Genomic DNA, 10,136 nt, shown 5'->3' with positions numbered 1-10,136 from the left:
CAGCTCCCGTTCTACAGGCAGATTTAGCAGGTTGCGAAGGTGATTGCGGATTACCTCTGACTAGTGAAAAATGGCGCAGGACGGCACGCTTAGCGCCGTCCCGCGGGGGAGCAGCGCGCTTGCGCCCCAGAGGGCTACGTTTCAGCCATTTCAAGAAGCCGCTTAAGCGATAATACTTCCCTTGAGTGCGGCCGCGCGTCTGGCCGCTGTTCAGATATTTGAGAAAGGCTCACCCTGGATTCACGGCGAACGTCCTGAGCGAGCAAGTGCGACCGGGAAATCCGAAATCCAGCGCTCCCATACCGAGGCGCTCCCAAGGCCGCCATGGAAGTCGCGATGAAATTCTCTGACGACCTGATGCGCGATTCCTCCGTCGCTCAGAAATTCGCGAAGCTTCGCAACGGGGAAGCCGTTTTCCGAAACAGGCTAAACGGCGTTCAGTTCAAGACGCTGTGCGAAGCGCTGGTTCGCGGCCTGTCAGGAAGAAACAGCACATCGGCAGATTTGGTGCCGGTTGTTCTGGCCTCAATCTCGGATTGGCTTGCCTTTTGGTGCCCGGTCCGGGTCAGCCAGTATGCCTCGTATCCGTTATCCGACAAGAGGCGCAGGACTACCAAAACCGACGCCCCGAACTTGTTCAATCCCTGGTCGGAAAGTTCGACAAACAGGGCCGGCCGGGCGAACCTCAGGATCTCGATCATGCCCTGAAGCGTCAGCAGTTCGGCACCCTGCACATCGATTTTCACGAGCGCCGGGCGCCGAGGTCCCTTGTCCGCGAGCAATCCGTCGAGCGTCACTGCGGTGACCGGCACGCCGGTGCCGTTCCGGGAAAGCTTGTGGTCGGCCGGGTAAAGCGGGTTGATTTCGAGAAAGGTCCTGCCGGGCTCAGCGGCGGCGACCACCCTCAGCGCCTCAACGCGGCCAAGGAGACCCGCGCGCTCGAGCGCGCAAATCAGGCCGCGGTAATTCTGATCCTCCGGCTCGATGGCAATCACCTTTCCGCCATCGCCGACCCATTCAGCAAAGCGGAGCGAGAAGAAGCCGACATTGGCGCCGACGTCGATGACCAGCGATCCGTCTGGCACGAATTCCCTCAGCTGATCGATTGGGCCTGCTTCAAAATACCCTTTGTAGAGGGGATAAAGCGCAAGATAGGCGCGGTGGAAAAGCGGAAGACGCTGCAGGCCGAGCTTGGCGGTCAGCACGTATAGCCTGATAGCCGAATCTCTTAGGAAAACTTTGAGCATTCAGGAACCATCCAATGACACCTATGCAGGATTATGCAGGATTTGTTGACAGTGACTTGTCGAGGGCCCGCCCGGAGGGCCGCAGCGCAACGATGTTCGTTCGGCTATGCAGACTTTACCACTCGATCAAGAACCTGATCGCGGGAATAAAGAGGTACCTCCCGAGGATCGGCATCGACACACCGCCCCAAGACCACTGGCTGGATAATGCCGCCACCGCCATCAGCCGGAGGTTTCCAAATTGCGAACATCAGGAGCACTTCCTCGCCTGACCGGCTGGCGTGGCTCAGCTCGGAAAACCATTGTTTGGTCCCGGCGAACAGCTTCGCTGAGTACGCTCCCGAGCCCAGCCCGGTGACCCAAAAAAACGTGGTCTGGTTCGCGCTGAGGCATGTGGACGCACATTCAACGGCGACCGACGGACGAAGTCCAAACCCTTGCCCGGACCGCACTACGCTAATGGCTTCCTCACGATGGCGCCGAACGAGCCGATCCATCCCAGGATTGCCGTGATCACACCACGGATGAGGCCCACGAAATTTGCGTGCGACATGGGATGAGGCGAAGGCGTTGCTGCGGCCGGATAATGCGCTGAAGATTGTAATGCGCGGCGAGGACAAAGAGGGTCAGGCAGCAGCCTTAAACCGACTGAGACCTCTATAACCTGGTGCCCTATGGTTGCATCGAGGCCCACCTGCCGCGCCGCAATATAGTCGGGGTAACCAGTCCTCGTCGTTTCACTATAAGATTGGCTGTGCCATCGGTAAGCGGCGGCGACCATTGCAATCGCATCTTGGTCAAGCCCCTCTTACGAGGAGGGCAATATGAAAAATATATCGAAGTACGTTTGTTTCACAGCGCTCATGATCGTCACGTGCTGCACGAGTGGTGGAGGTGGTGGATCGTCGCTGCTACCGCCGGCTGGGTACACCACCAGTCAGCTGATATTCGAGGACACCTTCACCGGGCACTCGCTCGACTCCACGAAGTGGATAGCGGCGATCGCGGACCAGAACGGTATCTGGCAGCAGAGCGTGCCGTCGCCGTACTCCGCGATGAACGCTGGGGGATTCAATGCCGAGTACTTCGACCCGGCTCAGATCAGCACTGGCCCATCAGGCTTGAAGATCGTTGCGACGAGAAGCAACCGGTTCGCCGGGTACACCTGGAAGTCGGGCGCCATCTGCACGCACGGCAAATTCACGTTTGCCGGTGGCTACGCCCAGATACGCATGAAGCAGCCGGACGTCAGCACTGGCGGATGGCCAGGCTTCTGGCATCTCGAGGGCGGGGCCGAGATCGACACGCAGGAGGGCGGGTTTCTCAACGGCTCCGTGCCGGGCAACGCAGTGCTGGCAAACGCTTTGCTGGCTGCCACCACCGAGCAGCGGTTCTTCGATGCTGGTGTGGACCTGTCGGCCGACTATCACGTGTGGGGCATGGAGTACGTACCGGGCGTGTCAATCAAGTTCTATTTCGATGGTGTGCTCAAGCGAACCGTCACTACTCACGTGCCGACCGGTGCCATGACCCTGCTCATTAATCTGAGTATCGCCAACAGCAGCGCGTCTGGCTGGCACACGGCCTACGACAGTTCGACCCCAGCAATGCTCGAACTGGAGGTGACCGACGTTCAGGTGTATCAGCTGAGCATGACCGACAGCATCGAGGGGTGACCCATTCGATCACCTGCGATCGATCATGGCAGCGGTTTGATCGGCACGGGTTCGTCGACCCGCACCGGCTGTGCGGCAAATGAGATTGATGCGGCGCGCGCCCGACGCCTTCAGCTGAAGCGCCTCGCAAGTTCGGCGGTGAGCTTGTGCGATGGTGTCCGCCGCGTCGATCGGTCCCGCGAAGGCGACGGACTTGGATCAGTTCCTGCAGGGCGGATCGACTCGATTGGCTTGCCGACATGGCCGGTCGCGAGGCCGACGAGCCAACCGGCTCACTGGACAGTGGGACCAGCGACGAGATCCTATCACTGTTCGGCGGCCTTCATCGCGACGGTCACACCATCATCCGGTTCCGAATTCGCCGATCGCGCGGGCCAACAGATCACGCAGCACGATGGTCGGATCCTCGGCGACGATGTGGCATCAGGCAAAATTCGCTTCTGAACGCCATGAGCTTGCTCCCATGAGTCTTCTGGAGAGCCTGCGAACGCCACGCGCGCGCTTCGCGGGATCAAACTGCGGAGCGCCTTGACCGTTCTTGGGATCACCGTTGGCGTCGCCGCACCGGCGAGCGCGGTGCAATTCCGTGCGGATCAGCAAAATGGGGCTACCCCTGAGGAACGATCGCGGATCGGAGAAAACCATGCGATGAATTCAGAGATGACGCATGAGACGCATGACCTTAACGCAAGCGCAGAGCTTTAACGCCCGGTCCGGTCGAACTCCCGGCTCTCCAGCGGTCAAGGCTTGTAAATGGAAGTTGTCATTGCACAGTCCGAAAGACTTAAGGCGCCAAAGCTTGCGCCCACGAAGAAAAGGCCAATCCGGTTGGGTGAACCGCACGCTATTCTTGTATCGGGAGCTGCGGGCTTCGTAGGGAGCAAGCTCGCAAGGCTCTTTGTTGATCGTGGATATCCGGTCTTCGGCTTTGATGACCTGTCACGAGGTTCTCGGCAAAACCTAAGTGGCCTCCTCACGCATGAGAGGTTCATTTTTGAGAAGGTGGATCTCTCAGACGCCGGTGCAGTGAGAAGCCGCTTTATGAATTGTCACAGTCGCATTCCGATTTCCGAAGTTTGGCACATGGCTGCCAATTCGGACATTGCTGCGGGAACCGCCGATGCCTCTGTTGATCTACGCGATACCTTTCTGTCGACGTTCAACGTGTTGAACGCAATGAAGGAGGCGGGGGTTCCGTTCCTTGCTTTCGCTTCCAGTTCAGCAGTATACGGCGATTTGGGGGAGGCTCCGATTAGAGAGGATGTCGGGCCGCTGCTGCCCGTTTCCAACTACGGTGCTATGAAGCTCGCATCGGAGGCGCTCATCAGCGCTGCCGTCGAGAACTGGCTAGCTCGGGCTTTGCTCTTTCGGTTTCCGAACGTGATCGGCGTTCCAGCAACACACGGTGTCATCCTAGATTTCGTGAGAAAGCTAAGGATCACGCCAAACAAGCTGAATGTTTTGGGATCGGGGCGACAGCAGAAAGCGTACCTTCACGTCAATGATCTGATTGATGCAATTGTATACTTGCGTGCGAACGCATCCGAGCGGCTTGGCTATTACAATATCGGCCCCGGGGACAACGGGGTAACCGTTAGCTTCATAGCGGAGACGACTGTCGGGGCTGTCGCACCGGGCGCAGGGATCGAATATGGAGTTGAAGACCGCGGTTGGACGGGTGATGTTCCCCGATTTTCCTATGACATAGCTAAAATCAGTGCACTCGGTTGGCGGCCCCAGCTTGGTTCGGCTGACGCTGTTCGAAAAGCCGTCGGAGAAATCGTGCGACAGGAAGGACACCTGTGATGCAGGCGGTTGTACTTGCGGGCGGTCGAGGGACGCGGCTCAGGAGCCGGACAAGTGACTTGCCTAAGTCGCTGGTCAACGTTGGTGGCAGGCCACTTCTTGAGCATCAAATCGCCCTCGCCAAGCGACACGGTATCGAGAGGATCTTGATTCTGGTGAACCACGCTGCCGAGCGAATCGTGGAGTTTTGCAATCAGCGCGAGAATTGGGGGATTGACGTTCTTTGCGTAAATGACGGTTCGCCTCGCGGGACTGCTGGAGCAGTTCTGTCCGTTTTGGATCTGCTCGACGACGACTTCCTTACGATCTATGGCGACACGATGCTCGACATCGATCTCACCCGCTTTAAGTGCTTCCATGAAGAAAACAAGGCAGCAGCCGCAACAGTTTTCACCCATCCGAATGATCACCCGCATGATTCCGATCTGATAGAAACGTCAGAAGACGGTATGGTTACCGCGTTCTATCCATGTCCACACGATCCCGATTGCTATTATCCCAACAAAGTCAGCGCGGCTCTTTACTATATTAGAAGACAAGCTTTATTCCCGTGGCGCGCCACAGTAACTCCGCTCGACTTTGGCAAAGACCTTTTTCCTGAAATGCTTCGGGCCGGTATGAAAATTAGAAGCTACAACAGCCCTGAGTACATAAAGGACGCTGGGACCCCTGCGCGACTTGACAAGGTTTGCGCCGACTTTGAATCGGGCTGCATAGCTCGAGCCTCACTCACTTCTCCGCAGAAAGCAGTATTTTTGGACAGGGACGGGTGCATCAATGTTGACTATGGACACATCGATCGTCCCGAACGTTTCGAACTGATTGAGGGAGCTGCGGCCGCGATCGCTTGTTTCAACCGAGCCGAATACCGGACAATTGTCGTCACTAACCAACCCGTTGTGGCCAGAGGCAATTGCTCTGCACGAGACTTGCGGATGATCCATAACAAGATGGAAACTGAGCTTGGCCGCCGTGGAGCTTTTGTTGATGCCATCTATTTCTGCCCGCACCATCCAGATCGCGGCTTTATCGGTGAGGTGGAAGAGCTGAAGATCCGCTGTGAATGCCGCAAGCCTTCTACTGGGTTGATTAATGAGGCGGTCGAGGCATTCAATATCGATCGCAGCCAATCCTGGGTCATCGGCGATTCGTCTACGGATGTCGCTCTCGCAAAGCGGTCTGGCATCAGATCGATCCTAGTCGAGACGGGCGCGGGCGGGTTGGATAGCAAGTATCATGTCGCGCCCGACTATACCGTTTCAGACTTGTTGGAGGCAGCTAAGTTCATTCTCGCCGTTCATCCACCCTTGATAAATTCAGCATCTGATCTGATCTCGCATGTGAAGCCAGGTGATGTTTGTTTCGTAGGAGGCCTCTCCCGGAGCGGAAAGAGTTTTCTTTCCAGCGCTATCGCGGAGGTCCTTCGCGGGCGCGGCTTTGAGACGGAAATCGTTGCTCTTGATCGCTGGATACGGTCCGTCGCGGATCGCGAACCAGCCGTGATGGGTCGCTCCAGTGTGGACGAGATCAGGCAGGTTCTAAGCCGCTTAGTGGGAGTTCGCTCTCGCGAGACGCACGAACTGCCCTTTTACGAAAAGCTCAGCCGCATATCGCATCCAAGATCGGAAAGCATAACCGTTTCTCCGAAAACCGTCCTGGTCGTGGAAGGAACCGTCGCTCTTTGGCTATCCGATGTGGTTTTGGGCGGTCGTGCACACACATTTTTCGTTGATATTGATGAGGAGGTGCGGATGTCCAGAGTAGCGCGAGAATACTTGCGGCGAGGCATGGATTGGGGCACTGCAGCGAGCATTTACAGTTCGCGCCAAGAGGACGAGACACCGATCGTGTTGGCATCGCGGGCGCATGCTGAACATTGCGTCCAATTGCGGGCGATTGAGCTGACAGAGGCAGTTCAATGATCATTAGTCAGACGCCGTTTCGAGTCAGCTTTGTGGGAGGTGGTAGCGATCTTCCTGCCTTCTATCGGCAGGAAAGTGGCGCCGTCCTAAGCGTTGCCATCGACAAGTACGTCTACGTGAATGTGAACCGCAAGTTCGATAGTGGCACTCGAATCGCCTATTCGAAAACGGAAGAAGTAGACAGTGTTGAGCACATCCAGCATCCGATTGTAAGGGCGACGATGGGATATCTTGGAATCCCTGGAGGAGTTGAGATAACAACAATTGCCGATATTCCATCGAAGGGAACAGGACTTGGATCCTCGAGCACTTTTACCGTTGGCCTTCTACATGCATTAAACGCGTTTCGTGGGCAGTATGTCTCCAAGGCAAGGCTCGGCGCTGATAGTTGTCGCATTGAGATCGAACTTTGTGGCGCTCCCATTGGAAAGCAAGATCAATACGCCGCCGCTTTCGGGGGGTTGAACCTTATCGAGTTTCACCCTGATGAAAGCGTCTCGGTGTCACCGCTCATATGCCCAGCTGATTTTATCGCTTCAATTGAGAAACAAGTTCTCATGTTTTACACCGGCATTACGCGTAGTGCTTCAGACATTCTCGTCCGACAGTCAGAGGAGATCGCAAGCGCACCCGACAAGCGGAAAGCGCTCAGGCGGATGGTCGAGCTCACGTATCACCTTCGTGATGAACTGCATCGATGCAACCTCGACGCCTTCGGCGAAATCCTCCATGAGAACTGGCTCTTAAAAAAGAGCCTCTCTGAAGAAATCACGAACGATGTAATCGATGGCTGGTACCGAACTGCGTTGCGAGCAGGGGCCACGGGCGGCAAGTTACTTGGAGCAGGTGCAGGAGGCTTTCTCATGTTCTTCGCGCCTCTCGATCGCCACGACGCAATCAAAGTAGCCCTCGGGGAGCTAAAGCATATCCCTGCGAAATTCGACTTCGTCGGGAGTCGCATCGTTCATTATCAACCGACATCGGAGGCCACCCAATGAATGACTTCAGCGGCAGCGCTCAAGTATATTTCGAAAAGCTCGAGACCGTTCTGGCTTCGTTAGATCACCAAAGCTTTGATAACGCAGTGGCCTTGGTCGCGCAGGCACAGGAAGACGGCAAGCAAATAATCACACTTGGAAACGGTGGCAGCTCACTTACAGCGCTACACTTTATCACGGACTGGAACAAGAGCATCTATCTCTCTACGAAGCGCCCGTTTCGTGGTCGGACTCTGATCGACAATGTGGGCCTTACATTTGCGTACGCCAACGATGTTTCTTTCGAGGATGTATTCGTCGAGCAGCTGAAGAACATCCTGAACGATGGCGACTTGGTCATTGCCATCTCCGGCAGCGGGAACTCGGAAAACGTTTTGCGCGCTGTTCGATACGCTAATGATCATGGCGCAGTCACGTTGGGTCTTTGTGGATATAGTGGAGGAGCGCTCAAGCAGATCGTCCAACACGTGGTTTGGGCGAATGTAAATGACATGCAACTAGCGGAAGATATACATTCTATGTTCGGGCATGTCGTTATGCAGCGTCTTTGCTTTGGAAGTACACAAAAGTGGAGCGATTGGCGACAACGGCTCAGTGCTGCTGGAGGCCTCAATCCAAATCGAGCTGGCGCCGAGACGGCTTGGCAACCCTGATCGAGAACAAGCCATGCCGCAGTTGGACGAACGCGGCCAATTATAGGCGGGGCCAACCTTGCCTGTACAGACGACGATGGGGTGAAAGAGCAGACCAGGCGGTTCGCAGACGGCCGCAAGGTGGAGCTTTGGCGCATGGTTGCGCAGTTCAAATTTGACAATCCGCGGGAGCGTCGCGCGGCGACGAAGCGCCCTCGCGCCCGAGGGCGACGTTTCAGCCATTTCAAAGAGCCGCTTAAGCAACCATTCTTCCCTTGGGTCTTGGCGCTGTTCAGATCTTGAAACATTCCATCCTGATGCAGGGTAAGCGATGTGCTGGTCGCATCTTGCATTCGACGGCGAGGGATCGCAGCCTTTATTGGCACGGTAACTATGCGGCAAAAGTGGCCATGACAAAACGCGGCGCTTGGAAATGTCTGACTTTAGTGGGAGTCTACGTGACTTTGTCGATCGAACGAGGACCACAATGACGAGTCGCCCTACCATCCCGTACCAGGCATCGACATTTGTCGACGCCAGCCGGGACCTGCTTGGTGACGGGCTGCTGGGGGTTTACTTGCACGGATCTATCGCTACCCGAGAGTTGCAACCGCAGTCGGATCTTGATTTGCTGCTGGTCACCGCCACGCCGCTTTCCGCGAGGAACAAGGCTGAGTTCCTTGTCAAGCTTATGGCGCTGTCCGCAGTTCATCCTACTGGTCCGGGCGCGCCTCGCTGCCTCGACGTTCTCGCAGTCCATGCCGATGATCTGACGGCACCTACCTACCCCGGACGGAGCGAATTCATTTACGGCGAATGGCTCCGGGCTGGCTTCGAACGCGGTGATGCACTGGTACCAGTCATCGATCCCGTCGTGACGCTGATACTTGCGCAGGCATACCATGAAGCGCGCGCCATTTACGGCCCCCCGCTGTCGCGCTTGATGTCGCCCATCGAACGGCAAGTTGTCGATCGAGCATTGCTCGACTCGTTGCAGCCGCTCCTCGACAACCTTATAGGCGACGAACGGAATGTTCTTTTGACGCTGGCACGGATGTGGCGCACCAGCGTCGAGGGCGACTTCGTGGGCAAGGATGTTGCGGCCGAATGGGCTGGGGATCGATCACCCCTGCCAGTGGCCGAGGTCCTGAGGAAATGCGGTCGTGCCTACAGAGGCGAATACTCGGAAAACTGGCAGGGTGATCATGCTCTGGCTCTTACAGCGGCGAGCTACCTGCGCGAGGAACTGCTCAAGAATTTGGCCGCCGATCCTGAAATGAACACTTGGACTGGCCCCGCTCTTTGAGCGCTATCGCCTGCTGCCGAGAGTCCGCTTTGGACCGACTACGGTCTTGCGCATACGTTACTCCGCCCGATAATTCCACGGCAGGAGTTTCTCAATCCGGCTCTGCATGTGACCGTTAACGATGGCGGTGAGCGTGCTGTTCAGATAGGCCTGTGAATCGACGGCATTGAGTTTGCAGGTCTCGATGAGCGAGGCAATGGTCGCCCAGTTCTCCGCTCCGGCGTCATGCCCTGCGAAGAGTGCGTTCTTTCGATTGAGGGCTATCGGCCGGATGGTTCTTTCGACGCTGTTGTTGTCGATCTCGATGCGGCCGTCGGTCAGGAAGAGCCTCAGGCCATCCCAATATTTGGCGAAATAGGCCAAAGCTTCGCCGAGCGGGGACTTTGTCACGACACGGGCACGGTGATGGACAAGCCAAGCCTGCATGTCGGCGAGCAGTGGCGCTGACCGCTCCTGTCGTCCGGCTAGAGCACGTCCTGTTTAATCCGGTTCATATCCTGCGGCTTTGAAGTAGTTGGCACATTCGGCTGGGGTGAAGAGGTCGACGAC

The 10,136-nt window shown here is 56.6% G+C and carries 7 protein-coding genes and 1 pseudogene; 6 read left to right on the top strand and 2 right to left on the bottom strand.

Annotation, left to right across the window (positions count from 1 at the left end):
- Nucleotides 1-437: 437 nt before the first annotated feature.
- A complete protein-coding gene (locus NKH83_RS31080; RefSeq protein WP_352808958.1) occupies nucleotides 438-1,247 on the bottom strand; it encodes an FkbM family methyltransferase in 810 nt (269 codons plus the stop codon).
- A gap of 824 nt (nucleotides 1,248-2,071) precedes the next feature.
- On the opposite strand from NKH83_RS31080, the gene NKH83_RS31075 reads away from it, so the two are divergent.
- The 6 genes from NKH83_RS31075 (at nucleotide 2,072) to NKH83_RS31050 (ending at nucleotide 9,587) form a co-directional block, all read left to right on the top strand.
- A complete protein-coding gene (locus tag NKH83_RS31075; RefSeq protein ID WP_352808956.1) occupies nucleotides 2,072-2,923 on the top strand; it encodes a glycoside hydrolase family 16 protein in 852 nt (283 codons plus the stop codon).
- A 753-nt stretch (nucleotides 2,924-3,676) separates the two neighbouring features.
- Nucleotides 3,677-4,729, top strand: a complete 1,053-nt coding sequence (locus tag NKH83_RS31070) for an NAD-dependent epimerase/dehydratase family protein (protein ID WP_352808954.1) — start codon at nucleotides 3,677-3,679, stop codon at nucleotides 4,727-4,729.
- On the top strand, nucleotides 4,729-6,651 hold the full coding sequence (locus tag NKH83_RS31065; RefSeq protein ID WP_352808952.1) for an HAD-IIIA family hydrolase: 1,923 nt from the start codon (nucleotides 4,729-4,731) through the stop codon (nucleotides 6,649-6,651). Before NKH83_RS31070 ends, NKH83_RS31065 begins: the two co-directional genes overlap by 1 nt.
- Nucleotides 6,648-7,649, top strand: a complete 1,002-nt coding sequence (locus NKH83_RS31060; RefSeq protein WP_352808950.1) for a GHMP family kinase ATP-binding protein — start codon at nucleotides 6,648-6,650, stop codon at nucleotides 7,647-7,649. The genes NKH83_RS31065 and NKH83_RS31060 overlap by 4 nt, the downstream gene beginning before the upstream one ends.
- The gene (locus tag NKH83_RS31055; protein ID WP_352531676.1) at nucleotides 7,646-8,302 is read left to right on the top strand and encodes an SIS domain-containing protein; all 657 of its coding nucleotides are present in this window, start codon (nucleotides 7,646-7,648) and stop codon (nucleotides 8,300-8,302) included. Before NKH83_RS31060 ends, NKH83_RS31055 begins: the two co-directional genes overlap by 4 nt.
- 466 nt (nucleotides 8,303-8,768) lie before the next feature.
- Nucleotides 8,769-9,587 carry an aminoglycoside adenylyltransferase domain-containing protein gene (locus NKH83_RS31050; RefSeq protein WP_352808947.1) on the top strand — a complete coding sequence of 273 codons (819 nt, stop codon included), beginning with the start codon at nucleotides 8,769-8,771 and terminating at the stop codon, nucleotides 9,585-9,587.
- 57 nt (nucleotides 9,588-9,644) lie between these two features.
- Here NKH83_RS31050 and NKH83_RS31045 read toward each other — a convergent pair.
- Nucleotides 9,645-10,055: pseudogene (locus tag NKH83_RS31045) on the bottom strand (IS66 family transposase); the annotation flags it as partial.
- Between the last annotated feature and the right edge of the window lie 81 nt (nucleotides 10,056-10,136).

The sequence above is a fragment of the Mesorhizobium sp. M0909 genome (assembly GCF_040319515.1).
Taxonomy (GTDB): domain Bacteria; phylum Pseudomonadota; class Alphaproteobacteria; order Rhizobiales; family Rhizobiaceae; genus Mesorhizobium.
The sequence above is the reverse complement of the archived record's forward strand: the minus strand, read 5'-3'. Positions and strand labels throughout refer to the sequence as shown.